At 70.2% G+C, this 22,906-nt stretch carries 26 protein-coding genes, 1 tRNA gene and 1 riboswitch; of the genes, 17 read left to right on the top strand and 10 right to left on the bottom strand.

What is annotated here, in order from left to right; genetic code table 11:
- Window positions 1-93 precede the first annotated feature (93 nt).
- The 4 genes from ACZ5VC_RS05790 to ACZ5VC_RS05775 all read left to right on the top strand — a co-directional run bounded on the left by ACZ5VC_RS05790 (window position 94) and on the right by ACZ5VC_RS05775 (window position 2,170).
- A complete protein-coding gene (locus ACZ5VC_RS05790; protein WP_469118808.1) occupies window positions 94-513 on the top strand; it encodes a M67 family metallopeptidase in 420 nt (139 codons plus the stop codon).
- Between the two features lie 144 nt (window positions 514-657).
- A complete protein-coding gene (locus tag ACZ5VC_RS05785; protein WP_469118807.1) occupies window positions 658-825 on the top strand; it encodes a putative leader peptide in 168 nt (55 codons plus the stop codon).
- 105 nt (window positions 826-930) lie between these two features.
- Window positions 931-1,218: a MoaD/ThiS family protein gene (locus ACZ5VC_RS05780; protein WP_469118806.1), complete on the top strand. Its 288-nt coding sequence runs from the start codon at window positions 931-933 to the stop codon at window positions 1,216-1,218.
- A 1-nt stretch (window position 1,219) separates the two neighbouring features.
- Window positions 1,220-2,170, top strand: coding sequence for a PLP-dependent cysteine synthase family protein (locus ACZ5VC_RS05775; RefSeq protein ID WP_469118805.1), 951 nt, complete (start codon window positions 1,220-1,222; stop codon window positions 2,168-2,170).
- Window positions 2,171-2,197: 27 nt separating this feature from the next.
- Here the strand turns inward: ACZ5VC_RS05775 and ACZ5VC_RS05770 are convergent, their stop codons facing one another.
- Window positions 2,198-2,704 (bottom strand): type II toxin-antitoxin system PemK/MazF family toxin, encoded by a 507-nt coding sequence (locus ACZ5VC_RS05770; RefSeq protein WP_469118804.1) that lies wholly within the window; start codon window positions 2,702-2,704, stop codon window positions 2,198-2,200.
- Between the two features lie 211 nt (window positions 2,705-2,915).
- Here ACZ5VC_RS05770 and ACZ5VC_RS05765 point away from each other — a divergent pair, with 211 nt between their 5' ends.
- The gene (locus ACZ5VC_RS05765) at window positions 2,916-3,668 is read left to right on the top strand and encodes an MBL fold metallo-hydrolase (RefSeq protein ID WP_469118803.1); all 753 of its coding nucleotides are present in this window, start codon (window positions 2,916-2,918) and stop codon (window positions 3,666-3,668) included.
- An 84-nt stretch (window positions 3,669-3,752) separates the two neighbouring features.
- Here ACZ5VC_RS05765 and ACZ5VC_RS05760 read toward each other — a convergent pair whose 3' ends face one another.
- Together ACZ5VC_RS05760 and ACZ5VC_RS05755 are read right to left on the bottom strand one after the other, a co-directional pair.
- Window positions 3,753-5,006 (bottom strand): PTS transporter subunit EIIC, encoded by a 1,254-nt coding sequence (locus tag ACZ5VC_RS05760; protein WP_469118802.1) that lies wholly within the window; start codon window positions 5,004-5,006, stop codon window positions 3,753-3,755.
- 268 nt (window positions 5,007-5,274) lie between these two features.
- A complete protein-coding gene (locus ACZ5VC_RS05755) occupies window positions 5,275-6,576 on the bottom strand; it encodes a PTS transporter subunit EIIC (protein WP_469118801.1) in 1,302 nt (433 codons plus the stop codon).
- Between the two features lie 231 nt (window positions 6,577-6,807).
- Here ACZ5VC_RS05755 and ACZ5VC_RS05750 point away from each other — a divergent pair, with 231 nt between their 5' ends.
- The 4 genes from ACZ5VC_RS05750 (at window position 6,808) to rdgB (ending at window position 8,979) form a co-directional block, all read left to right on the top strand.
- A complete protein-coding gene (locus tag ACZ5VC_RS05750) occupies window positions 6,808-7,041 on the top strand; it encodes a PTS sugar transporter subunit IIB (protein WP_468710821.1) in 234 nt (77 codons plus the stop codon).
- A gap of 81 nt (window positions 7,042-7,122) precedes the next feature.
- Window positions 7,123-7,854 (top strand): ribonuclease PH, encoded by a 732-nt coding sequence (rph, locus tag ACZ5VC_RS05745; protein ID WP_468710819.1) that lies wholly within the window; start codon window positions 7,123-7,125, stop codon window positions 7,852-7,854.
- Between the two features lie 128 nt (window positions 7,855-7,982).
- On the top strand, window positions 7,983-8,369 hold the full coding sequence (locus ACZ5VC_RS05740) for a hypothetical protein (RefSeq protein WP_469118800.1): 387 nt from the start codon (window positions 7,983-7,985) through the stop codon (window positions 8,367-8,369).
- A gap of 7 nt (window positions 8,370-8,376) precedes the next feature.
- Window positions 8,377-8,979 carry an RdgB/HAM1 family non-canonical purine NTP pyrophosphatase gene (rdgB, locus tag ACZ5VC_RS05735; protein ID WP_468710816.1) on the top strand — a complete coding sequence of 201 codons (603 nt, stop codon included), beginning with the start codon at window positions 8,377-8,379 and terminating at the stop codon, window positions 8,977-8,979.
- A gap of 59 nt (window positions 8,980-9,038) precedes the next feature.
- Here rdgB and ACZ5VC_RS05730 read toward each other — a convergent pair.
- From ACZ5VC_RS05730 to bcp, 3 genes are all read right to left on the bottom strand, one after another.
- Window positions 9,039-9,122 (bottom strand) — tRNA-Leu (locus tag ACZ5VC_RS05730).
- A 42-nt stretch (window positions 9,123-9,164) separates the two neighbouring features.
- Window positions 9,165-10,163 carry an HNH endonuclease signature motif containing protein gene (locus tag ACZ5VC_RS05725; protein ID WP_469118799.1) on the bottom strand — a complete coding sequence of 333 codons (999 nt, stop codon included), beginning with the start codon at window positions 10,161-10,163 and terminating at the stop codon, window positions 9,165-9,167.
- A gap of 199 nt (window positions 10,164-10,362) precedes the next feature.
- Window positions 10,363-10,830 (bottom strand): thioredoxin-dependent thiol peroxidase, encoded by a 468-nt coding sequence (bcp, locus tag ACZ5VC_RS05720; protein ID WP_468710812.1) that lies wholly within the window; start codon window positions 10,828-10,830, stop codon window positions 10,363-10,365.
- A gap of 132 nt (window positions 10,831-10,962) precedes the next feature.
- On the opposite strand from bcp, the gene ACZ5VC_RS05715 reads away from it, so the two are divergent.
- The 3 genes from ACZ5VC_RS05715 (at window position 10,963) to ACZ5VC_RS05705 (ending at window position 12,205) form a co-directional block, all read left to right on the top strand.
- Window positions 10,963-11,307 (top strand): DUF3618 domain-containing protein, encoded by a 345-nt coding sequence (locus tag ACZ5VC_RS05715; RefSeq protein WP_469118798.1) that lies wholly within the window; start codon window positions 10,963-10,965, stop codon window positions 11,305-11,307.
- 36 nt (window positions 11,308-11,343) lie between these two features.
- A complete protein-coding gene (locus tag ACZ5VC_RS05710; protein WP_468710809.1) occupies window positions 11,344-11,682 on the top strand; it encodes a GroES family chaperonin in 339 nt (112 codons plus the stop codon).
- 100 nt (window positions 11,683-11,782) lie between these two features.
- Window positions 11,783-11,854, top strand: a riboswitch (guanidine-III (ykkC-III) riboswitch).
- A 30-nt stretch (window positions 11,855-11,884) separates the two neighbouring features.
- Window positions 11,885-12,205 carry a DMT family transporter gene (locus ACZ5VC_RS05705; protein ID WP_469118797.1) on the top strand — a complete coding sequence of 107 codons (321 nt, stop codon included), beginning with the start codon at window positions 11,885-11,887 and terminating at the stop codon, window positions 12,203-12,205.
- Window positions 12,206-12,351: 146 nt separating this feature from the next.
- Here ACZ5VC_RS05705 and ACZ5VC_RS05700 read toward each other — a convergent pair whose 3' ends face one another.
- Window positions 12,352-14,862: a transglycosylase domain-containing protein gene (locus tag ACZ5VC_RS05700; protein ID WP_469118796.1), complete on the bottom strand. Its 2,511-nt coding sequence runs from the start codon at window positions 14,860-14,862 to the stop codon at window positions 12,352-12,354.
- Between the two features lie 201 nt (window positions 14,863-15,063).
- On the opposite strand from ACZ5VC_RS05700, the gene ACZ5VC_RS05695 reads away from it, so the two are divergent.
- From ACZ5VC_RS05695 to ACZ5VC_RS05680, 4 genes are read left to right on the top strand one after another with little or no spacing between them, the layout of a single operon-like run.
- Window positions 15,064-15,864, top strand: a complete 801-nt coding sequence (locus tag ACZ5VC_RS05695; RefSeq protein ID WP_469118795.1) for an ABC transporter permease — start codon at window positions 15,064-15,066, stop codon at window positions 15,862-15,864.
- 55 nt (window positions 15,865-15,919) lie between these two features.
- Complete coding sequence (locus tag ACZ5VC_RS05690; RefSeq protein ID WP_469118950.1) at window positions 15,920-16,771, top strand: ABC transporter permease; 852 nt, start codon at window positions 15,920-15,922, stop codon at window positions 16,769-16,771.
- Window positions 16,772-16,773: 2 nt separating this feature from the next.
- The gene (locus tag ACZ5VC_RS05685; protein ID WP_469118794.1) at window positions 16,774-17,898 is read left to right on the top strand and encodes an ABC transporter ATP-binding protein; all 1,125 of its coding nucleotides are present in this window, start codon (window positions 16,774-16,776) and stop codon (window positions 17,896-17,898) included.
- Window positions 17,899-17,921: 23 nt separating this feature from the next.
- Complete coding sequence (locus ACZ5VC_RS05680; RefSeq protein WP_469118793.1) at window positions 17,922-18,620, top strand: DUF1707 SHOCT-like domain-containing protein; 699 nt, start codon at window positions 17,922-17,924, stop codon at window positions 18,618-18,620.
- A gap of 90 nt (window positions 18,621-18,710) precedes the next feature.
- Here ACZ5VC_RS05680 and ACZ5VC_RS05675 read toward each other — a convergent pair whose 3' ends face one another.
- Complete coding sequence (locus ACZ5VC_RS05675) at window positions 18,711-20,000, bottom strand: SGNH/GDSL hydrolase family protein (protein WP_469118792.1); 1,290 nt, start codon at window positions 19,998-20,000, stop codon at window positions 18,711-18,713.
- Window positions 20,001-20,112: 112 nt separating this feature from the next.
- Between ACZ5VC_RS05675 and ACZ5VC_RS05670 the strand changes: the two genes are divergently transcribed.
- Entirely contained in the window at window positions 20,113-21,609 is a 1,497-nt protein-coding gene (locus ACZ5VC_RS05670; protein ID WP_469118791.1) for a DUF445 domain-containing protein, read from the top strand.
- 265 nt (window positions 21,610-21,874) lie between these two features.
- On the opposite strand, the gene ACZ5VC_RS05665 is transcribed toward ACZ5VC_RS05670, so the two are convergent.
- Both ACZ5VC_RS05665 and ACZ5VC_RS05660 read right to left on the bottom strand, forming a co-directional pair.
- Complete coding sequence (locus ACZ5VC_RS05665) at window positions 21,875-22,180, bottom strand: hypothetical protein (protein WP_469118790.1); 306 nt, start codon at window positions 22,178-22,180, stop codon at window positions 21,875-21,877.
- A gap of 26 nt (window positions 22,181-22,206) precedes the next feature.
- Window positions 22,207-22,827, bottom strand: coding sequence for a hypothetical protein (locus tag ACZ5VC_RS05660; RefSeq protein ID WP_469118789.1), 621 nt, complete (start codon window positions 22,825-22,827; stop codon window positions 22,207-22,209).
- Window positions 22,828-22,906: the final 79 nt, after the last annotated feature.

Below are 22,906 nucleotides of genomic sequence, written 5' to 3'. Positions count from 1 at the left end.
GCCGCACGGCGCGCTTCTGGGTGCTGTCCAGCATTCGGGCCGTCCCGTACCACTCCTCGGTACGGGACGGCCCCTTTGCTTATCCTGTCGGACATGCTGACCATCACCCGCGCCCTGTACGACCAGATCGTCGAGCACTCCCGCGCGGACCACCCCGACGAGGCCTGCGGCGTGGTCGCGGGCCCGGCGGGCACCGGCCGCCCCGAGCGCTTCATCCCGATGCTGAACGCCGCCCGCTCGCCCACCTTCTACGAGTTCGACTCCGGCGACCTGCTGAAGCTGTACCGCGAGATGGACGACCGAGACGAAGAGCCGGTGATCATCTACCACTCGCACACGGCGACGGAGGCCTACCCCTCCCGCACGGACGTCTCGTACGCGAACGAGCCCGGCGCGCACTACGTCCTGGTCTCCACGGCGGACACCGACGGCACGGGCCCCTTCCAGTTCCGCTCGTACCGGATCGTGGACGGTGTGATCACCGAGGAAGAGGTCGAGGTCGTCGAGGCGTAGCCGACGCTCCGATCGAGGTCAGGCCCCTGGGGCGGGCGGCGCACCGGCCGCCCGCTCCACGGGCAGTCCAAGAGCTGAACGCTCACCATCCGGCATGTGAGATCACATTCCGGAACCCGGACCGGGAATCGATACGATGTGCGCATGGTTTCCCACGACGTGAGCGAACAGATGCCGGGCACCTCGCTGCCCGCTCCGCTGCGCTCCGCCTCCACTCTCTTCCTGGGAGCCTTCGGATGTGGATCGGCGCGGCTGCACGTCGACCTGTGCCGCCTCGCCAGCGCGATGTGTCCGTCCCGCGCCTCGCTCTGACCACGGCCTGAGCACAGTCAACACGCACCACCACCGCACCACCCCACCCGCGCGGGGGCAAAGAGCCGCGCGCCCTTCTCGCCACTCCCGACAGGAGCCCACGTCATGGCCATCGAGGTCCGCATTCCGACCATCCTCCGCACCTACACCGACGGCGCCAAGGCCGTCGACGGCAGCGGTGAGACCATCGCCGAGCTCTTCGCCGACCTCGAGACCCGCCACACGGGCATCCAGGACCGACTCATCGACAAGGCGAACGGCGAGCAGCTGCGCCGCTTCGTCAACGTCTACCTGAACGACGAGGACGTCCGCTTCCTGGACGGCATCAACACCAAGCTCACCGACGGCGACAACGTCACGATCCTCCCGGCCGTGGCCGGCGGCATGGTCTGACATGCGCTACGACTCCCCGCTGGCGGCCGTCGGCAACACGCCCCTGGTCCGCCTCCCCCGGCTGTCCCCGTCGGACGACGTCCGCATCTGGGCCAAGCTGGAGGACCGCAACCCGACCGGCTCGGTCAAGGACCGCCCCGCCCTGCACATGATCGAGCAGGCGGAGAAGTCGGGCCGGCTGACGCCGGGCTGCACGATCCTCGAACCGACGTCGGGCAACACGGGGATCTCCCTGGCCATGGCGGCGAAGCTCAAGGGCTACAAGATCGTCTGCGTCATGCCGGAGAACACCAGCGAGGAGCGCCGCCAGCTGCTCGCCATGTGGGGCGCCGAGATCATCTCCAGCCCCGCCGCCGGCGGCTCGAACACGGCCGTCCGCGTCGCCAAGGAGCTGGCCGAGCAGAACCCCAGCTGGGTGATGCTCTACCAGTACGGGAACCCCGACAACGCGGGAGCCCACTACGCCACCACCGGACCGGAGATCCTCACCGACCTCCCGTCCATCACGCACTTCGTCGCGGGCCTCGGCACCACCGGCACCCTCATGGGCGTCGGCCGCTATCTGCGCGAGCACAAGCCCGACGTCAGGATCGTCGCCGCCGAGCCGCGCTACGACGACCTCGTCTACGGCCTGCGCAACCTGGACGAGGGCTTCGTGCCCGAGCTGTACGACGCCTCCGTCCTCACCACCCGCTTCTCGGTCGGCTCGGCCGACGCGGTGACCCGCACCCGGGAACTGCTCCAGCAGGAGGGCATCTTCGCGGGCGTCTCCACCGGCGCGGCGCTGCACGCCGCGATCGGCGTCGGCAACAAGGCCGTCAAGGCCGGCGAGAGCGCCGACATCGTCTTCGTCGTCGCCGACGGCGGCTGGAAGTACCTCTCCACCGGCGTCTACACCGCCGCCACCACGGAAGAGGCCATCGAGACGCTGCAGGGCCAGCTCTGGGCGTAAGACCCCACGAGCACAAGCACGAGCACGCTACGAGGCGAGGTGGCGGACCTGGTCCCAGACCACCGGGTCCACCACCCCCGCCCGCCTGCGGAACTCCCACACCGGAACGTCCCGCAGCTCGTCCGTCTCCAGGAAACTGGCCCGCCCCCGCGTGTCACCCACCGACCCCGGCGGCAGGGCGACCACCCCGCGCCGCTCGTCGCGGTACTTGCTGGTGATCTTGGCGACGAGGGCGCTGTCACCCCGTACGGCCATCACCAGACAGGGCCGGTCCTTCGCGCCGGGCCCGTCCTCATAGGGCACTCGCGCCCACCAGATCTCCCCCGGCCGGGGCGCCCGCGCGGGCGCGCGCCGTGGGCCGGAGGGCTTCCCGGGAGGCCGGGTCACCTCCTTGGGACGCCCGCCCCCGGAAGAGCGGCCGCGGGAGGAGCGGCCCCCGGGACGCCGGTCACCGCGCCGACGGCCGTCGGCGACCGCGACCACCAGTGCGATCACCACCACCCCGGCCAGCGCCGGCCACCAGGACGTGTCCATACCCCAGGACGTTACCGGCGCGCGCCGCGCCACGCCCGCCCGCCCCGCGCGGGCCCCGGGTCCATCCGAACCGGTGACAGCGCAGGTGAGTTCCCCCACAACGGGCCACCACTGAGGAGCGGCCGCCCCCGCCGCGCCTTACGCTCGACAGATCGCACGACCTCCCTCCCCCAGCGACCGCCCCGCTCCCGTCCACGGAGGTTCTCGCTCCATGAAGCTCACCGTCGTCGGCTGCTCCGGGTCGTTCCCGTCCGCGGAATCGGCCTGTTCGAGCTACCTCGTAGAGGCCGACGGCTTCCGGCTGCTCCTCGACATGGGCAACGGCGCCCTGGGTGAGCTGCAGCGCCACATCGGTCTGTACGACCTCGATGCCATCTTCCTCAGCCACCTGCACGCCGATCACTGCATCGACATGTGCGGCTACTTCGTGGCCCGCTACTACCGCCACGAGGGCGGCCGCTGCGACGCGCTCCCGGTCTACGCCCCGGAAGGTGCCGAACAGCGCCTGACCACGGCGTACGCGGACACCCCGTCGCCCACCTCGATGAGCGAGGTCTTCGCCTTCCACTCCCTCAAGTCCGGCACCTTCGACATCGGGCCCTTCCAGGTCCGTACGGAGAAGGTCTGCCACCCGGTCGAGGCGTACGGCATCCGGATCGAGCACGGCGGGAAGGCGCTCACGTACTCCGGCGACACCGGCGTCTGCGACGCGCTGGACGAACTGGCCGCCGGGAGCGACCTCTTCCTGTGCGAGGCGTCCTTCACCCACGGCAAGGAAGACATCCCGGCGCTCCATCTCAACGGCCGCGAGGCCGGCGCGCACGCGCGGCGCGCGGACGTCGGCCGCCTGGTGCTGACCCACATCCCGCCCTGGACGGACGGCGCCCAGAACCTGGCCGACGCGCGGGCGGTCTACGAGGGGCCGGCGGAGCTGGCGTACCCGGGCGCGGTGTACGAGATCTGAGCGCGGCCACGAGCATGGGGCCACAAGCATGGGGAAGGCCCCGGAACCGTACGGTTCCGGGGCCTTCCCGTCGCTCTTGGGGACTCACGCCTTGGTGAGGTCCTCGATCTCCTCCTCGGGCTCGCGGCCCGGGGTGGGGAGGTTGAACTTGGTGATCGCGAAGCGGAAGACGGCGTAGTAGATGGCGGCGAAGACAAGGCCGATCGGGATGATCAGCCACGGCTTGGTGGCCAGGTTCCAGTTCAGGGCGTAGTCGATGAAGCCGGCGGAGAAGGTGAAGCCGGCGTGGACGCCCAGCGCCCAGGTGACGGCCATCGAGATGGCGGTCAGCACCGCGTGGATCACGTACAGGAGCGGCGCGATGAACATGAACGTGAACTCGATCGGCTCGGTGATACCGGTGACGAAGGAGGTCAGCGCGAGCGACACCATCATGCCCATCACGGCCTTGCGGCGCTCGGGGCGGGCAGCGTGCGCGATGGCGAGCGCGGCGGCCGGGAGACCGAACATCATGATCGGGAAGAAGCCCGACATGAACTGGCCGGCGGTCGGGTCGTGGGCGAAGAAGCGGTTCAGGTCGCCGTGGACGACCTTGCCCGCGGCGTCGGTGAAGTCACCGAGCTGGAACCAGGAGACCGTGTTCACGAACTGGTGCATGCCGACCGGGATCAGCGCGCGGTTGATCAGGCCGAACAGGCCCGCGCCGACGGCGCCGAGGCCGGTCATCCACTCGCCGAAGCTGCTGATGCCGTTGCCGATGGGCTCCCAGACCAGGCCGAACACCACACCGACGAGAGTGCCGACGAAGGCCATGATGATCGGGACCAGGCGGCGGCCGTTGAAGAAGCCGAGCCAGTCGACCAGCTTGGTGCGGTGGAACTTCTGCCACAGCACCGCCGCGATCAGGCCCATGATGATGCCGCCGAGGACACCGGGGTTGTTGAACTTGGCGGGGGTGTCCTCGCCGGCCTGGATGACGGCCTCGGAGACCGGGAAGGCCTTGAGAACGTTGCTGTAGACCAGGAATCCGACGAGGGCCGCGAGAGCGGTGGAGCCGTCGGCCTTCTTGGCGAAGCCGATGGCCACGCCTATGCAGAACAGCAGCGGCAGGTTGTCGAAGACCGCGCCGCCGGCGGTGGCGAAGACGGACGCAACCTTGTCCCAGCCGAGACCGTCCTTGCCGAACACATCGGGCTGGCCGAGACGGAGCAGAATACCCGCGGCCGGCAGTACGGCGATCGGCAGCTGCAGGCTGCGACCGACCTTCTGCAGGCCCTGGAACAGGCCGGATCCCCGCTTCTTGGCGGGTGCGGCGGCCTGGGCGGTGGCCGTACTCATCAACTTCCTCCAGTAGGCAAGGCGCCGCCCGGGGCATGATCTACGGGGGACGGCGGCGTCTCAGAAGAACGCGGTGGACTGGACCGCGTGGTCTACACCAATGAGTGGTGTAGACCAGTTTTAGCACGTGAGACTTAGATAAGGAACCTTCAAATCCGTCACCCGTTCCCTACGCCCCGTGCCCGCCCGCCGGGGCATGCGGAAAGGCCCCCGGACCGACGGGTCCGGGGGCCTTTCCGACGTCTTTCGGAGCCTTGCGGGAGGCGGCCTACGCCTTGACGTTGTCCCGCTCGAACGCCTCCCCTTCTTCCTCCGGCTCGCGTCCCGGAGTGGGGATGTCGAATTTGGTGATCGCGAATCTGAAGATCGCGTAGTAGACGACGGCGAAGGCGAGGCCGATCGGAATGATGAGCCAGGGCTTCGTCGCCAGGCCCCAGTTGATGACGTAGTCGATCAGGCCGGCCGAGAAGCTGAAACCGTCCTTGACGCCGAACGCCCAGGTCACCGCCATCGAGACACCCGTCAGTACCGCGTGGATCGCGTACAGGACCGGGGCGATGAAGAGGAACGAGTACTCGATCGGCTCGGTGATGCCGGTGACGAGCGAGGTCAGGCCGACCGAAAGCATCATGCCGCTGACCTCCTTGCGCCGGTGCGGCCTGGCGCAGTGGGCGATCGCCAGGGCGGCCGCCGGGAGGGCGAACATCATGATGGGGAAGAAGCCGGTGGTGAACTGGCCGGCGTTCGGGTCGCCCGCCAGGAACATGTTGATGTCACCGTGCACGACCTGGCCGTCCGGCTTGGTGTAGCTGCCGAACTGGAACCACACCGGCACGTTGAGGAACTGGTGGAGCCCGATGACGAGAAGGGCGCGGTTGGCGACGCCGAAGACTCCGGCGCCCCACGCCCCGAGGCCCACCAGCCAGTCGCTGAAGCTCTCCAGCGCGTCGCCGACCGGCGGCCAGATCCACAGGCAGAGCGCGGCGAAGGCGATGGCGACGAACGACATGATGATCGGGACGAGCCGCCGGCCGTTGAAGAAGCCGAGCCAGTCCACCAGCTTCACCCGGTGGTAGCGCTGCCAGAACCAGGCCGCGAGCAGGCCCATGATGATGCCGCCGAAGACGCCGGGGTTCTGGTACGTGTAGCCGGCGAAGGTGTCGGCCTGTCCCAGGCAGCCGCCCCCGACGTCCTTCGTACCCTCCGGGCAGTCCTTGGGGAAGGCATGCAGAACGCCCCGGTAGACAAGGAATCCGGCCACGGCCGCGAGGGCGGTGGAACCGTCCGCCTTCTTCGCCATGCCGATCGCCACGCCGATGCAGAACAGCAGGGGCAGCCCGAGGTCCGCGTCGAGGAGCGCCCCACCGGCGCCCGCCATCACCTTCGCGACGTCGGTCCAGCCGAGCCCGTCCTTGCCGAAGACGTCCGGCTGGCCGAGCCGGTTGAGGATGCCGGCGGCCGGCAGGACCGCGATGGGAAGCTGCAGGCTGCGGCCCATCTTCTGCAGCCCCTGGAACAGGCCCTGCCACCACCTCTTCTCCGGCACGGCGGCGGCGCTCTCGGAACTCATCGCATCCTCCCGGAACAAGCCAGTCTGGCCGGCGGGGCAACTGGTGTAGACCAGTTGCGATAGGCTCTCGGAGCCCGGCCGCGGGCAGGACTCCGGTGATCGTCATCATTCGGGACGCCCTGGAATACCGCTCGCGAAGATGGGCCAACCGTGCGTTACCGTGACAAAGCGGACCTACGGTGCGCCGAGACTGCGCTCTTTGACTGCGCTTCGAAGGACAGGGAGAAAGACATGGCCAGCAAGGCTGAGAAGATCGTCGCCGGCCTCGGCGGCATCGACAACATCGAAGAGGTCGAGGGCTGCATCACCCGCCTCCGCACCGAGGTCATCGACCCGGGCAAGGTCGACGAAGCCGCGCTGAAGGCCGCAGGCGCCCATGGCGTCGTCAAGATGGGCACCGCGATCCAGGTCGTCATCGGCACCGACGCGGACCCCATCGCCGCCGACATCGAAGACATGATGTGAGCTGACCCCGGCACACCTCCGCAAGGGCCCGCCCCGACACCGGGACGGGCCCTTCGCGTACCTACGACTAGGCTCAGCACCATGTCTCGAATCGACGGCCGCACCCCCGAACAGCTCCGCCCGGTCACCATCGAACGCGGATGGAGCAAGCACGCCGAGGGCTCCGTCCTCATCTCCTTCGGCGACACCAAGGTCTTCTGCACCGCCTCCGTCACCGAAGGTGTCCCGCGCTGGCGCAAGGGCAGCGGCGAAGGCTGGGTCACCGCCGAGTACTCGATGCTGCCCCGCTCCACCAACACCCGGGGCGACCGCGAATCCGTCCGCGGCAAGATCGGCGGCCGTACGCACGAGATCAGCCGGCTGATCGGCCGCTCGCTGCGCGCCGTCATCGACTACAAGGCCCTGGGCGAGAACACCATCGTCCTCGACTGTGACGTCCTCCAGGCCGACGGCGGCACCCGCACCGCCGCCATCACCGGCGCCTACGTCGCCCTCGCCGACGCCGTCGCCTGGGCCCAGGGCAAGAAGCTCGTCAAGGCCGGCCGCAAACCCCTCACCGGCACCGTCGCCGCCGTCTCCGTCGGCATCGTCGACGGCACCCCGCTGCTCGACCTCTGCTACGAGGAGGACGTCCGCGCCGAGACCGACATGAACGTCGTCGTCACCGGCGACGGCCGCTTCGTCGAGGTCCAGGGCACCGCCGAGGCCGAGCCCTTCGACCGCAAGGAACTCAACGCGCTCCTCGACCTGGCCACCGGCGGCTGCGCCGACCTCGCCGAGATCCAGCGCAAGGCGCTCGACACCACCCTGTAGCAACCACGGACGCCCGCCGCGGCGTCCCACACGACACGGGCGTACGGGCCGAACCGTACGCCCGTCCGTACACCCGCGCACTGCCGCGCGTCCGTACATCCGTGCACTCCTGGGGGAGGACCCGTCCCATGCGCCGTCGCCGTACCGCCGCACTCGCCACCGCCACCGTCGTACTCGCCCTCACCGGCGCCGTCGGCTGCGGCGCCCTCGACAAGGCCATGGACTGCGTCCAGACCGCCGACGCGATAGCCACCAGCGTCGACAAGCTCCAACAGGCCGTCTCCAACGCCTCCAACGACCCCACGCAGCTCAACGAAGCCCTCAACGACATCACCACCGAGCTGGGCAACCTCAAGAACACCACCGACAACGCCGACCTGTCGAAGGCCGTCGACGACCTCGGCAAGGGCGTCGAGAGCGTCCGCACCGCCGTCAAGAACGGCGACAACACCCCCGACCTCAAGCCGGTCACCGACGCGGCCACCGAGATCGGCAAGGTCTGCACTCCCGGATAATCGGCGCATGACCCGTCTGATCCTCGCCACCCGCAACGCCGGAAAGATCACCGAACTGCACGCGATCCTCGCCGACGCAGGGCTCACCCATGAGCTCGTCGGCGCGGACGCCTTCCCGGAGATCCCCGACGTCAAGGAAACCGGCGTCACCTTCGCCGAGAACGCCCTCCTCAAGGCCCACACCCTCGCCCGCGCCACCGGCCTCCCGGCCGTCGCCGACGACTCGGGCCTGTGCGTCGACGTCCTCGGCGGCGCCCCCGGCATCTTCTCCGCCCGCTGGTCCGGCGCCCACGGCAACGACCGCGCCAACCTCGACCTCCTCCTGGCCCAACTCGCCGACATCGCCCCCGAACACCGCGGCGCCCACTTCGCCTGCGCGGCGGCCCTGGCCCTCCCGGACGGCACGGAAAGGGTGGTCGAGGGCCGCCTGCGGGGCGTCCTGCGCCAGGAGCCGGTGGGCGCGAACGGCTTCGGCTACGACCCGATCCTCCAGCCGGACGGCTACGACGTGACGTGCGCGCAACTGACGTCGGAGGAGAAGAACGCGATCAGCCACCGGGGGGAGGCGTTCAGGGCGCTGGTGCCGGTGGTGCGGGAACTCCTGGGCTGAGACCCGCACAAGCCGAAGGGCGCGACACCATGCGGTGTCGCGCCCTCTGTAAGTTTCGGTGCGCGAGGAGGGACTCGAACCCTCACGCCGCTAGGGCACTGGTACCTAAAACCAGCCTGTCTCACCAATTCCAGCACTCGCGCCTGCCGGCATCCTACAAGGCGCCGCCGAAAGCGCGCAGAGGTCTACGGGACGGTGCGCGCCCCACGCCGGTTACGACACCAGGCGTCGGTGAGGGCGTGACAGTTCGGGCACAGGTAGCGGAGATTCTCGGGGCGATTGTCCAGCCAGTCCCCGCTGATGTGGTCGATCTGGAGCGTGACCGGTCGTCCCAGCCATTCGCCCGGATTCCCGCACGAGGTGCAGCGATAGGGCACACCGATCTCCTGCAGGGCCCGATGGAGGCGAGCCCGGTTCGTCCGAGGGGAGCCCTCAGGGAGGGGCACCAGCGTGTCCGCAGCCTGCTTCCGCGGCGCCGCACCCCTTGTGGAGCGCGAGGTACGCCGCTTGAAGTGGGCGGTGTCGAGCTGGAGTTGCGCCACCCGGCGCTGTACGCGACGGTGGTTCGTGTCGTTCACGGCGAGGCCGAGGACGCGCATGACGTCCGCGTAGCTCGTGGCCTGTGGCACCGCGGCGCGCAATGCATCCTCGGGAGTGGTGACGCGTGAGTTGCGGAAGTGGCTCGTGTCGATTCCCTGCTCATTGAGCATCCGGCCCAGTGCGGCGCGTGACCGGCCGTCCTCGGGGACGCCGAGTGTGCGGGCCACGCCCCGGATGCTGTTCGCCGATGCGACGGCGCTCGTGAGTTCGTCGGCGGTGAACGGCAATTCGATCCGCTCACGGTTCACACCGGGAAAGTGGCTGATGTCGATCCCGGCAGCGGCGATGCGGCGCCTGATGTGCGAGAGCGTGCCCGTGGCGGGAGGCGCACCGAGCTTGGAGACGACCTCGCGGAGCGTGGTGGAGGAGGCTACCGCCCGGGCTATCGCGGCATCCGGATACTTGAGCCAGGGGCTGCGCTGCTTGAAGTGTCCGGTGTCCAAGCCATGCTCGGCGACCTGCTGTTGCAGGACGCGACGCCGGCCACCGCTCGGCCTGAGGCCCAGCCGCCGCATCAGGTCGGCCCACCCATGGGATGCGGCAACGGCCGCGGCGAGTTCACCGCGCTCGTAGCGGTTATGCATGACGACTCCTCATCGTGCCCCTCCGTCCGGTCGTCTGTTCGCGACCTCGCACGGAGTAACGAACCGAATATCGGATGGTCACGTCCGACATGCGGAAGGGCCTCCACCGCTCGGCGGTGGAGGCCCTTCCGGGACGGTGGAATCTCTCCCCGGAGCCCGGAGCCCGGAGCCCGGAGCCCGGAGCCCGGGGAGCGGCGTCTCAGACGCCCAGGTCCTTGATGATCTTGGCCACGTGGCCGGTCGCCTTCACGTTGTACAGCGCACGCTCGACCTTGCCCTCCTCGTCGACCACGATCGTCGAGCGGATCACACCCGTCACCGTCTTCCCGTACAGCTTCTTCTCGCCGAACGCGCCGTACGCCTCCAACGTCGCCTTCGACGGGTCGCCGACCAGCGTGACCTTCAGGGACTCCTTCTCACGGAACTTCGCCAGCTTCTCCGGCTTGTCCGGAGACACGCCGATCACGTCGTACCCCGCGCCCGCCAGCAGCTCCAGGTTGTCCGTGAAGTCGCAGGCCTGCTTCGTGCAGCCCGGGGTAAGTGCCGCCGGGTAGAAGTAGACGATGACCTTGCGGCCCTTGTGGTCCGCGAGCGAGACGTCGTTGCCGTCCGCGTCGGGAAGGGTGAAGGCGGGGGCGGTGTCGCCGGGCTGCAGTCGCTCGCTCATGACTCTCCTCAGGGATTCGCACGTACGCCGCACGAGCCTAATGGGGGTCTGTGACAACCTGCGGGCCACTGAGCTGACAGACTGTCCACAAGAGACCGTTCAGAGACCGAAGCGACGACCGGAGGCAGCGCAGTGTCGGATGCCAGGACCCCTGCGCAGATCGAGGCGGACATCGTCCGCCGGCGCGAGCAGCTCGCCGTCACCCTCGACGAGATCGGTGTGCGGATGCACCCGAAGACGATCATCGGGGACGCCAGGGCCCGGGTGGCCTCGACCGTCGACCAGACCGCCGGCCGGGCGTTCGTCGCCGTGAACCGGACCCTCTCCGATGTGAAGTCCCGCTTCACCCACGAGGACGGCGCCCCCCGTCTGGAGCGCGTCGTTCCCGTGGCCCTGGTCGTGGTCGGAATCGTCGGTGCGCTGGCTCTCTCCTCCCGTAAGCCGTCCCGTAAGACCTCCCGTAAGCGCAAGGGCTGACCGGAGCATGACCCGGCGGGCGTGTAGGTTCGTGGCGTGAGCGAGAACACCCACGACAAGCTGCCCATCCGGATGCTCCATGACCGTGTGCTGGTCAGGACCGACTCCCCCGAGGGTGAGCGGCGCTCCGGCGGCGGGATCCTGATTCCGGCGACCGCCGCCGTCGGGCGACGGCTGGCCTGGGCCGAGGTGGTCGCGGTCGGCCAGAACGTACGGACGGTCGAGACCGGGGACCGTGTGCTGTACGACCCCGAGGACCGCGCCGAGGTCGAGGTACGGGGCGTGGCGTACGTACTGATGCGGGAGCGCGATCTGCACGCTGTCGCCGCCGACCGGTTCCAGGGATCCGAGGACTCGACCGGTCTGTATCTCTGAAGGATCTCTTAGGGGATCTCCAGAGGATCCCAGAAGATCCGTAGTAGGGCGGGCCGGAAGGCTGAGGCCTGGTGACCATGGTCACCAGGCCTTTGCGCTGCCGCGCCCTTTGTTACGTTGGGGGGACCCCGACGAGACGCGCCGTACCGGGCTGACGCAAAGACGACGCACCGCTGTTGTTCCGTCTCTCGGAGGTGCCGTCATGGCCTGGGTTCTGCTCGTTGTCGCCGGTCTGCTCGAAGTCGGCTGGTCGATCGGGATGAAGTACACCGACGGTTTCACCCGGCTGTGGCCCAGCGTGTTCACCGGTCTCGGGATCGTCGCCTCGATGATGCTGCTGTCGCACGCGGCCAAGACGCTGCCGATCGGTACGGCGTACGGCGTGTGGGTCGGTATTGGCGCGGCCGGTGCGGCGGTGCTGGGGATGGTCGTGCTGGGGGAGCCGGCGAGCGCCGCCCGGATCTTCTTCGTCTGTCTGCTGCTGGTGGCCGTGGTGGGGCTGAAGGCGACCTCGGGCCACTAGCCACAGCCCACTGGCCGCTGGGGCGTGGGCCTGGGACTGCCGTGAGCTTTGGAGGGCCGGGCCTGCCGGGGACTCGGCGGACCTGCCATCGGCTGCGGTCCCCGGCTGCGGTCCCCGGCTGCTGTCCGTGGCCTGCGGGCTGCGCCCTAGGTGCCCGGAGGTCGGCCTCCCGGGTTCGCCCCGTCCCCGTCCCCGCCGCCGGGCGATCCACCAGGCCCGCCCGGCCCGCCCGGCCCGCCAGTCTCGCCATTCCCACCATTCCCACCGGGCCCGCCGGCCCCTTCGGCTCCGCCGCTCGTCGGTGTGCCGGGTGTCAGCCCGCCGGTGCCGGGCCCGCCCGTGTCCGTGCCCCCGGCCGGTGACCCGCCCGTCGCGGGCCCGCCGGTGGCCGGCCCGCCCTGGGTCTGGCCGCCCGCGACGGGCCCCCCGGTGATCGGACCGCCCTGGGTCTGGCCGCCGGTGATCGGCCCGCCTGTCGTCGGACCGCCCCGCGCCGCGCCGCCGGACGTGGGCGTGCCGGGCACCTGTCCTCCGAGTCCCTGTCCGCCCTCCGCGCCGCCGTCCCGGCCGGGGTGGTGGGGGTTGTGCGGACCCGGGCGCTGGTCCGGGTCCGGCATCTCCTCCGCACCTTCTGCCAGCTGGAGGTCGAAGTCCTGGACGGGGGTGCCGTCGAGCGCGTCCCTGGTGAACTGGCCCCAGATCTCCGCCGGCGCCCCGCCCCCGTTGACCCGCTCCACTCCCATCGCCCCGTACAGCGGCATCTGCGTTCCGGTGTCAGGGTCCTGGCCCATCACCGTGACGACGGTGGCGAGGTCCGGGGTGTAGCCGGCGAACCAGGCCGCCTTGTCGTCCTCCGCCGTGCCGGTCTTCCCGGCGGCGGGCCGTCCGGCCGACAGCGCGGCGGTGCCGGAGCCGCCTTCGACGACGCTCCGCAGCATCGCGGTGGTGGTGTCGGCGGCCTCGCGGCTGACGACCTGCTTCATGCCGGCCGCCGGGAGTTCGACGTCCGCGCCGTCCTTGGTCATCTTCTCGACGAGGCTGTATGTGCCGTGTCTGCCGTGGTTGGCGAGGGTCGCGTACGCCTCGGCCATGTCGAGGGCGCTCGCGGTGGCGGGGCCGAGCGCGATCGAGGGGTAGGCGCCGAGGTCGGGGGTCGACGCGGGCAGACCGAGGGCGACGGCGGTCTGCTTGACCTTGTCGGGGCCGACGTCCACCGCCATCTGCGCGTACACGGAGTTGACCGAGCTGTCGGTGGCGGCGCGGACGGTGACGAGGCCGTAGCCGGCGTCGTCCTCGTTGGAGGGGGCGTACTCGCCGCCGCTCCAGCCCTGGACGGGCCGCTTGTCGGAGCCGTCGTAGATCGTGTTCGGGGTGATCCGCAGGCCGTCCTGCGTCACCGAGCCGTGCTCGACGGCGGCGGTGAAGACGAACGGCTTGAAGGTGGAACCCACTTGGTAGTCGCGGCGCGTGGCGTTGTTGACGTACTGCTTGGTGTAGTCGATGCCGCCGTACATCGCGACGACCTTGCCGGTGGCCGGCTCGATGGCGGCTCCGCCGACCCGTACGTTCCGGTCGATGCCCCCGCCCCTGTTCAGCTTGGACATCACCTGGTCGTCGACGGCCTGGACGAAGGCGTCCTGCTTCGACCGCTCCAGGGTGGTGGTGATCCGGAAGCCGCCGCCGGCCAGGGTGTTCTCGTCGATGATGTCGTTGCTGGTGAGGTAGTCCTCGACGGCCTGGACGACATAGCCGCGCTGTCCGGACAGGCCGATCGCGGGCCTGGCCTTCTGCGGGGGCGGGAAGGCCGTCCGGGAGCGGTCGGCGTGGGTGAGCCACTTCTCCTTGACCATGCCGTCGAGTACGTAGTGCCAGCGGGCGAGCGCCTCGGTCCTGTTCTCGGGGTGGGTGGCGATGTCGTACGCGCTGGGGGCGTTGAGCAGAGAGGCGAGGTAGGCCCCCTGCGCGGTGTCGAGGGCGGCGACGTCCTTGCCGTAGTAGGCGCGGGCGGCGGCCTGGATGCCGTAGGCGTTGCGGCCGAAGTAGCTGGTGTTGAGGTATCCCTCGAAGATCTCGTCCTTGCTCTTCTCGCGGTTGAGCTTGATCGCGATGAAGAACTCCTTCACCTTTCGGGTGACGGTCTGTTCCTGTCCCAGGTAGTAGTTCTTGACGTACTGCTGGGTGATGGTGGAGCCGGACTGCTTGCCCTTCCCGGTCACGGTGTTCCAGGCGGCGCGGATCATCGCCTTGGGGTCGACGGCGCGCTCGGTGTAGAAGTCGCGGTCCTCGGCGGCGAGTACGGCGTGCTGGATGCTCTTGGGGATCCGGCCGAGCCGGACGTTCTCGCGGTTCACCTCGCCGTCGCGGACGATCTGGCTGCCGTCCCTGTAGAGGTACTGGTTGGACTGCGCGGTCGCGGTGGCGTTGGCGGGCGGGATGTGGACGAGCATGTAGCCGGCGACGAAGCCGCCGACCAGCAGCAGTGTGAGGAACAGGAACGTGCCGAGCGTCGTCCGCCAGGTCGGCAGCGCGCGGCGCCGGCCGGTGCGCCGGGGGCGCTTCCCGCCCTTGCGTGCCTTCGGGCCCCGCGGGGCAGGGGCGGGGTCCGGGACGGTGGGGTCGCGGGGTTCCCAGCCCTGCTGCTGCGGCTCGTCGCTCATGACTGTGGAGACTCCTCGGGCGCGGTCGGCATTCGCTCTCCGGCATAACGGCGTCGTATCGGGTGATTACCGTGATCGCCCCATAGTGCACTTCTTCGGGTGATCACCCCTGGAACAACTCGGCTCCCAAATCGGTCGCGGGCGTCCGGGCGGGTGAGTAGGCTCGTGGGCTTTGGTGTCCGCTGCGGAGAGGGGCATGACGTGCGGCTATACGCGGTCGTCGCGGCGGGTGGGTTCCGGCGCTATGCGACGTACCGGACGGCGACGGCGGCGGGGGTGTTCACCAACACCGTCTTCGGTTTCATCATGGCGTACACGTATATAGCCCTCTGGGACGAGCGCCCGCGGCTGGGCGGCTACGACCAGTCCGAGGCGCTGACCTATGTGTGGCTCGGCCAGGTGCTGTTGATGACCTGCGCGATGCTGGGTGGTGGGTTCAGTGACGAACTGGTCGAGCGCATCCGTACGGGTGACATCGCCATCGACCTGTACCGCCCCGCCGACCTTCAACTGTGGTGGCTGGCGGGCGACCTGGGCCGGGCGGCCTTTCACTTCCTGGGACGGGGACTGCTCCCGCTGGTCCTGGGCGCGCTCGCCTTCGACCTGGTCCTGCCCGCCGATCCGCTGACCTGGCTCGCCTTTCTGGCGTCGGTGGCGCTGGGCGTGGTGGTGAGCTTCGGGGTGCGCTATCTGGTGGCGCTGTCGGCGTTCTGGCTGATGGACGGCTCGGGCGTGACTCACATCGCGTCGCTGGCCGGGCTGTTCTTCTCCGGGATGCTGCTGCCGCTGACGCTGTTCCCCGGCGTGCTGGGCGAGGTGGCACGGGTGCTTCCCTGGTCGTCGCTGCTCCAGGTGCCGGCGGATGTCTTCCTCGGCAAGCACACGGGGTGGGGGCTGGTGGGGGCGTACGCCTTCCAGGCCGGGTGGGCGGTGACGCTGCTCGGCGCGGGGCGGTTGCTGCAGTCGCTCGCGACGCGGAGGGTGGTGGTGCAGGGTGGCTGAGCCGGGGGTGGTCGAGGCAGGTCGGTCCGGGGTGGTTGAGGCGGGCGGGGCAGGAGTGGTCAGCGGGTCCGGGGCGGTCGGCGGGTCCGGTCGTCTCGCCGTGCTGTGGGCGGGGCTCGGCGCGTACGGGCTGATCGCCATGATGTGGATCCGCTCGACGATGGCGTACCGCGCCTCCTTCGCGATGACCGTGTTCGGGAACTTCACGGCGACCGCCTTCGATTTCGTGACGATCATGCTGATGTTCACGCACACGAAGGCACTCGGCGGTTACGGCCTCGCCGAGATCGCGTTCCTGTACGGCCTGTCCGGCACGGCCTTCGGGCTGGCCGACCTCTTGATGGGCTCCATGGACCGGCTGGGCCGGCGGGTGCGCGACGGCACCCTGGACACGCTCCTCGTACGGCCGGTACCGGTGCTCGCCCAGGTGGCGGCCGACCGGTTCGCGCTGCGCCGGCTCGGCCGGATCGCGCAGGGGCTGCTGGTCCTCGGATACGCCCTGGTGGTCCTGGACATCGACTGGTCGCCGCTGAAAGTGCTGATGGTGCCGCTCGCGCTGCTGAGCGGCGCGGCGATCTTCTCGTCGTTGTTCGTGGCGGGCGGGGCGTTCCAGTTCGTGGCGCAGGACGCGGCGGAGGTGCAGAACGCGTTCACGTACGGCGGGAACACCCTCCTTCAGTACCCGCCGTCGATCTTCGCGAAGGACCTGGTGCGCGGGGTGACGTTCGTGGTCCCGCTCGCCTTCGTGAACTGGCTGCCCGCGCTGTACGTGCTGGGCCGGCCGTATCCGCTGGAGCTGCCGGAGTGGCTGGCCTTCCTGCCGCCGGTGGTGGCGGCGGTGTGCTGTGGACTGGCGGGAGTGGCGTGGCGCGTGGGACTGCGTTCGTACCGGAGTACGGGGAGCTGAACATGGACGGCAGGGAATCGGACGTGGCGGAGCTGGGCGGCGAGGGGTCGGGGCTCGTCGCACCGGGTGGCGAGGTGCCGGGGCTCGTCGAACCAGGTGGCGAGGCGTCGGAGCTCGTCGAACCGGGTGGCAGGGAGTCGGGGTTCGTGGAACCGGACCGCGCGGGGGAAGGGTTCATCCAGCTTGACGGGGTCGAGAAGGTCTTCGACGTACGGCGCCGGGTCGCCGGCAGTCGGCTGCGCCGGGAGAAACACCAGGTCAGGGCCGTCGACGGGATCAGCTTCCGGGTCGAGCGCGGGGAGATGGTCGGCTACATCGGCCCCAATGGCGCCGGCAAGTCCACCACCATCAAGATGCTGACCGGCATCCTCACCCCGAGCGGTGGCCGGCTGCGCGTCGCCGGCATCGATCCGTCACGGGAGCGCACCCGGCTGGCGCGGCGGATCGGCGTGGTCTTCGGGCAGCGCACCACGCTCTGGTGGGACCTGCCGCTGCGCGACTCGTACCGCCTGGTCCACCGGATGTACCGGATCCCGGATGCCCGCTACCGGGAGAACCTGGACCGCTGCGTCGAACTACTTGACCTCGGCGAGCTGTTGGACGTCCCCGTGCGACAGCTCTCGCTGGGCCAGCGGATGCGCGGCGACATCGCGGCGGCGCTGCTGCACGACCCGGATGTGCTCTACCTCGATGAGCCGACGATCGGCCTCGACGTCATCTCGAAGGCGAAGGTCCGTGACTTCCTGAAGGACTTGAACGAGGAGAGGGGCACGACCGTACTGCTGACGACCCATGACCTCACCGACATCGAGCAGTTGTGCAAGCGCGTCATGGTGATCGATCACGGGCGCCTGATGTACGACGGTGCGCTGGCCGGGCTCCATGAAGTGGGGGAGAGCGAGCGCACGCTGGTGGTCGATCTCGAACGGGAGAGCGAACCGATCGCGCTCGACGGCGTACGGGTGGTCAAGGTGGAGGGGCCGCGGCAGTGGCTGGCGTTCCCGGCGGCGGAGTCGGCGGCGCCGCTCGTGGCGGCGATCGCCGCGAAGTACCCCCTGGTGGATCTTTCGGTGAGGGAGCCGGACATCGAATCGGTGATCGCGAAGATGTACGCCGAGAGGTCCTGACCTCCGCGCACTAGGCTGATCGTATGACGAGTGAACTCCCTGAGATGCGAGCGTCGGATGCCGAGCGGGAGAGGATCGCCGAGCGGTTGCGTGACGCGGTCGCGGAGGGTCGGCTCGACATGGAGGAGTTCGAGGAGCGGCTGGACGCGGCCTTCAAGGCGCGTACCCGGGGCGAGTTGGAGCCGCTGGTCCGTGACCTCCCCGCGCCGGGCGGTGCGTTGGACACGGGCAGTGCCGTTGCCCCGGGCGGGATGGCGGGATCGGCCGTGGCGACAGGCCCGGGCGACTGGTCCTCACGTATCGGCAAGCAGCCCACGTCGAAGGGCGCGTTCGCGTTCTGGGGAGGCTTCGGGCGGGGCGGCACATGGACCGTTCCCCGGATCTTCAACGCCGCGGTGTTCCAGGCGGGCGGCGAGATCGATCTGCGCGAGGCGAACTTCGAGGACCGCGACGTCGTCATCCGGTGCGTGACGGTCATGGGCGGGATCGAGGTGGTCGTACCGCCGGATCTGCATGTCGAGGTCACGGGCTTCGGTTTCATGGGCGGCTTCGACCACCGGGGGGCCGGGGAGGGCACGCCGGGCTCACCGCGGGTGCGGATCACCGGATTCGCGCTGATGGGCGGCGTCGGGGTGGTACGGAAGTTGCGGAAGGCGGACAAGCTGCGGCAGAAGGAGGAGCGTCGGCTCGAGGATGAGCGGCGCCGGAAGGAGCTGGGCTGAGGGGCTGGGCTGCGGGACTGGGGGCTGGGGGCTTGTGAGGCTGGTGGGACTTGAACGGGGGTGGGCGGGGGGCCCGGGGCCGGAGAGGCCCTATGAGGTGAGGGTCGGGGCCGGTGTGGCAGGGCCTCGCCCGGCCCGGGGGAGCAGCGCTTCCAGTGGGATGTACGCACCCATCCGGCGGTACCCCGCGTCGTTCGGATGGAGCCCGTCCCCGGAGTCGTAGGCGGGGCTGAGCCGCTCGGGCACCCGCGGATCGCGCAGCACCCGGTCGAAGTCCAGTACGTCGTCGAAAAGGCCGCCGCTCCGGATCCTCTCGTTGACCGCCTTCCGTACCGGCTCCAGGTCACTCATGTCCCCGCGCCGGCCGCCGAACGGTGGCAGCGTCGCCCCCACGACGTGCAGCCCGCGCGCCCTGGCCTGCCCGGCCAGCGCGGCGAGGCCCTCGGCGATCCGGCCGGGGTCGTGCTGGTGCGGCCCGCGCAGGATGTCGTTGACTCCGAGGGCGATGACGACGGTCCTGGTACCCCGGCGGTCCAGCACGTCGCGCGCGAAGCGTGAGACGCCGCTCGGGCCCTTGCCGTCGAGCAGCAGCCGATTGCCGCCGATGCCGGCGTTGAGCACACCGTACGGCTGAGAGGCCCGGCGCAGCCGGTCGGCAAGGACATCGGGCCAGCGGCGGTTGGTACCCGGGGTGGAACCGGTGCCCGCCGTGATCGAGTCCCCGATGGCGGTGATCGCACCGGGGGAGTCGGGATTGAGTACGTCGACGGCGGTGAGGTGGTGCCATGAGGTGGTCCGCCGGGTATACGCGCCGGGTGCGGGGTCCTGAGTACGGTCGCCGTCGGCGAGGTACGAGGTCTGCTGCGCTCGGGTGTGACGGGTGGCCGGTCCGTGCGGCGCGTAGACGGTGACGAGGAGATCCCCGTCGTCGGGGACGCGGAAGGCGAGCGGGTCGCTGACGGCCTCTCCGTGGGCGGGCACGGCCACCGACGGGTGACCGGCGAAAGTCACGGCCCGCAGGGTGCCGGGAACGGCGGCGGCGCCCTGCGCCCGTACGGCCAGGGACACGTGCTCGACGTGGAGTGTCTCCCGGCCGAAGAGGTTGGAGAGGGTGAGCCGGGCGTGGGTACCGCCGATGCTGGTGTGGACGACGTTGCGGACGGAGCGGGGGGTGGAGGGGGCCTTGGTGGAATCGACGGGGGCGGCGGCCCAGGTCCCGACCCAGCGCTTCTCGGCCCGGTGCCGCTCGACTCGGCGCTCCTGCCCGTGGCCCTTCGTCGCCCCGTCGGGCGAGGCATCGCCCACGGCGCCGCAGGCGACGGCGGCGATGACGGCGAGGAGTACGCCGATCAGGGCGGCGCTGTGGCGTCGTGTGGTCATGGCACATCCATCCCCCGGTGTCGTGGTGCCGGGAACTCGATGTGCGCCCCGGGAGTACCTCAGGTAGGGACAATACGTATATGTACGCGGCACACGCGGACGGGTGGAGTGGATGGACCGTACGGACCACAGCGACGACCCCAACAAGCCCGGCCAGAACGCGTCGGGCGAGAGCGCGGCGGGCGAAACCGGGTCTGGCCAGGCCGGGCAGGGCCAGACCGGGTCGGGCGTCAGTAAGGCGGCACTCGGCGGGTCGGACCTTGACGGGTCGGACCTCGGCGGGACGGGCCTCGGCGGGGCGGAGGGGGCGGCAGGCGTTGGCGTGAGGGCCCGTCCGCCGCTCGTCGCGTTCGCCTACACCGCCGCGGACGAGGAGCGACAGCGCGGCGTCCGCCGTATGAAGACGACGGCCACCGGCATGCTCCTCCTGGTCGCCCTGATCTACGTCCTGGCCACCTGGGCGGACAACGCGGACCTGGGCGGCTGGCCCCCCTATGTCGCGGCGGCGGCCGAGGCGGGGATGGTGGGCGCGCTGGCGGACTGGTTCGCGGTCACGGCGCTGTTCCGCCGCCCCCTGGGCCTGCCGATTCCGCACACCGCCATCATTCCGACGAAGAAGGACCAGCTGGGGAAGACCCTCGGCTCGTTCGTGGGGGAGAACTTCCTTTCCTCGGAGGTCGTACGCGGCCGGCTCAGCGCCTTCGGCATCGCCGGCCGCCTCGGCGCCTGGCTCGCCGAGCCGGTCCACGCCGACCGCGTCACCGCCGAACTCGCCACGGCCCTGCGCGGCGCGCTCACCGTCCTGCGCGACTCCGATGTCCAGGCCGTCGTCGGCGAGGCGATCACGCGGCGTGCGGACGCGGCGGAGGTCGCGCCGGGCATGGGCAAGACCCTGGAACGGATCGTCGCGGACGGCGCCCACCACCGCGCCGTCGACCTGGTCTGCGGGCGCGCCCACGACTGGCTGGTGGAGCACCGCGACTCGGTGATGGACGCGGTCGAGGGCGGCGCCCCGGGCTGGACGCCCCGCTTCGTCGACAAGCGGGTCGGCGAGCGGGTCTACAAGGAACTCCTGCGCTTCGTCACAGAGATGCGCGACATGACGGGCCACCCGGCACGCGGCGCGATCGACCGCTTCCTGACCGACTTCGCCGCCGACCTCCAGGCCGACACGGACACCCGCACGCGGGTCGAGCGCCTGAAGTCGGAGCTGCTGGCCAGGCCCGAGATCCAGGACATCATCGCGTCGGCCTGGGCATCGATCCGAGGCATGATCATCTCGGCGGCGGAGGACGAGCGCAGCGAACTGCGCCTGCGGGCCCGCGCCTCGCTCATCTCGCTCGGTGGCCGGCTGGTGACCGACGGCCGTCTCCAGTCGAAGGTGGACGCGTGGGTCGAGGACGCGGCGTCGTATGTCGTCACGACGTACCGCGGTGAGATCACCTCCCTGATCAGCGACACGATCGCCGGCTGGGACGCCGACCAGACCTCGAAGAAGATCGAGGCCAATATCGGCCGGGACCTGCAGTTCATCAGGATCAACGGCACGGTTGTCGGTGCGCTGGCGGGCCTGCTGATCTACACGGTCTCGCACGCGCTGGGCGGGTGAGTCGGCCGGGTTGGAGGTACCGCCTTGCCGGGCAGCGCGTCGTGGGGTGCTGGGCCGGTGGGCCGGGGGCGGGGCCCTGAAGAAGCTCATGGCCCCAGGGGCCCGTGGTGCGGCGCGGGGCGGGCCGGTGGGCGAGGGCGGGTGAACGGGCCCTGCCCTTCCCGTTCACCCGCCCGGCCACTGTGGGGAGGCGCTCTTCAGTACGGACGGCGGGGCCGCCGCGTTCAGCCCCGACCGGACAACCTCACGCAGCCGGACACTTCGCTCAGCGGTGGTCGTCGCGGGTGACGGCCCAGGAGGCCACCGCGACCGCCCCGGCCACGGTGAACACGGCGGGCCAGGCGCCGACCTTCTTGGCCAGCGGATGCGACCCGGCGAAGGCCGCTACGTACGCGGCGCTCAGCCCGACGGCGGCCTTGTTTCCCGCCTGCCGCTGCCAGTCCCGCGCCGCGACCGCCCCGGCGGCGGCGAGGGCGATGCCTCCGAGGGGCCGCTTCTTCGTCCACCGGGCCACGCCGTACCCGCCGACGAGTCCGCTCGCCGCCACGACCGCCGCAGGAATCTTCGCCATCGTCGTACCCCTTCACTGACGTTCACTCACGCTGTGGTGCTGCCGACCGCCACGGTACGCGCGCCCCGCGCACCGCCGACGCGGCGCCCCAGCGGGGCGAGAGCGAGCAGGTAGCAGAGGCCGCCGACCGGCATCAGGTCCAGGCTGGCCGCCATCGCGACCGTGCCGAGTACGACGAGGATGAGCGAGCGGACGGCATCGCGGCCGGTGAGTGCGGCGAGGAGAGCGATGATCCCTATGTACAGGAAGACAGGTCCCACGGTGTACACCACCGGCATCACGCCGGGTATGTCCTGCACCTGCGCGAACATCTCCCTCATCTCGGGCTTGTCGGCCGCCCGGAGGCCCACGACGAGGTCGATCCCCGCCTGGGCGAGCGCCGCGCCCACACCCACACATGCGGCTATCAGCCCGGCCGACGCGACGCGCCGCCGTACCGGGCCGCCGGAGTCGGCTGCCATCCGACGCAGTCCCACGCAGGCAGCCCCGAAGAACAGCACACTCACGAAGAAGGCGATGTGCCCGGTGGTCCAGCCGACCCCGGGGGCCTTGGACCCCTCGACCAGCAGCCGGATGGAGCCGTAGGTGATGAGGAGGACGGGTGCGGCGATGAAGGAGAACCGGGTGAGCGCTGCTCGATCTGTCATGACTCAAGCGTGCCGCTCACCCGGCCCTCGTCACTATGGGTGATCACCACGACAACACCCTGATGCCGACCCTTAGGTG

It is taken from the genome of Streptomyces sp. NPDC033174, from assembly GCF_055577795.1.
Note: the sequence above shows the minus strand (reverse complement) of the source record. Positions and strands in the feature narration are given on the sequence as shown.

Coding starts and splice junctions, on each gene's coding strand:
- ACZ5VC_RS05790 (WP_469118808.1), top strand. CDS start 94: ATGCTGACCATCACCCGCGCCCTGTACGACCAGATCGTCGAGCACTCC.
- ACZ5VC_RS05785 (WP_469118807.1), top strand. CDS start 658: ATGGTTTCCCACGACGTGAGCGAACAGATGCCGGGCACCTCGCTGCCC.
- ACZ5VC_RS05780 (WP_469118806.1), top strand. CDS start 931: ATGGCCATCGAGGTCCGCATTCCGACCATCCTCCGCACCTACACCGAC.
- ACZ5VC_RS05775 (WP_469118805.1), top strand. CDS start 1,220: ATGCGCTACGACTCCCCGCTGGCGGCCGTCGGCAACACGCCCCTGGTC.
- ACZ5VC_RS05770 (WP_469118804.1), bottom strand. CDS start 2,704: ATGGACACGTCCTGGTGGCCGGCGCTGGCCGGGGTGGTGGTGATCGCA.
- ACZ5VC_RS05765 (WP_469118803.1), top strand. CDS start 2,916: ATGAAGCTCACCGTCGTCGGCTGCTCCGGGTCGTTCCCGTCCGCGGAA.
- ACZ5VC_RS05760 (WP_469118802.1), bottom strand. CDS start 5,006: ATGAGTACGGCCACCGCCCAGGCCGCCGCACCCGCCAAGAAGCGGGGA.
- ACZ5VC_RS05755 (WP_469118801.1), bottom strand. CDS start 6,576: ATGAGTTCCGAGAGCGCCGCCGCCGTGCCGGAGAAGAGGTGGTGGCAG.
- ACZ5VC_RS05750 (WP_468710821.1), top strand. CDS start 6,808: ATGGCCAGCAAGGCTGAGAAGATCGTCGCCGGCCTCGGCGGCATCGAC.
- rph (WP_468710819.1), top strand. CDS start 7,123: ATGTCTCGAATCGACGGCCGCACCCCCGAACAGCTCCGCCCGGTCACC.
- ACZ5VC_RS05740 (WP_469118800.1), top strand. CDS start 7,983: ATGCGCCGTCGCCGTACCGCCGCACTCGCCACCGCCACCGTCGTACTC.
- rdgB (WP_468710816.1), top strand. CDS start 8,377: ATGACCCGTCTGATCCTCGCCACCCGCAACGCCGGAAAGATCACCGAA.
- ACZ5VC_RS05725 (WP_469118799.1), bottom strand. CDS start 10,163: ATGCATAACCGCTACGAGCGCGGTGAACTCGCCGCGGCCGTTGCCGCA.
- bcp (WP_468710812.1), bottom strand. CDS start 10,830: ATGAGCGAGCGACTGCAGCCCGGCGACACCGCCCCCGCCTTCACCCTT.
- ACZ5VC_RS05705 (WP_469118797.1), top strand. CDS start 11,885: ATGGCCTGGGTTCTGCTCGTTGTCGCCGGTCTGCTCGAAGTCGGCTGG.
- ACZ5VC_RS05700 (WP_469118796.1), bottom strand. CDS start 14,862: ATGAGCGACGAGCCGCAGCAGCAGGGCTGGGAACCCCGCGACCCCACC.
- ACZ5VC_RS05685 (WP_469118794.1), top strand. CDS start 16,774: ATGGACGGCAGGGAATCGGACGTGGCGGAGCTGGGCGGCGAGGGGTCG.
- ACZ5VC_RS05680 (WP_469118793.1), top strand. CDS start 17,922: ATGACGAGTGAACTCCCTGAGATGCGAGCGTCGGATGCCGAGCGGGAG.
- ACZ5VC_RS05675 (WP_469118792.1), bottom strand. CDS start 20,000: ATGACCACACGACGCCACAGCGCCGCCCTGATCGGCGTACTCCTCGCC.
- ACZ5VC_RS05670 (WP_469118791.1), top strand. CDS start 20,113: ATGGACCGTACGGACCACAGCGACGACCCCAACAAGCCCGGCCAGAAC.
- ACZ5VC_RS05665 (WP_469118790.1), bottom strand. CDS start 22,180: ATGGCGAAGATTCCTGCGGCGGTCGTGGCGGCGAGCGGACTCGTCGGC.
- ACZ5VC_RS05660 (WP_469118789.1), bottom strand. CDS start 22,827: ATGACAGATCGAGCAGCGCTCACCCGGTTCTCCTTCATCGCCGCACCC.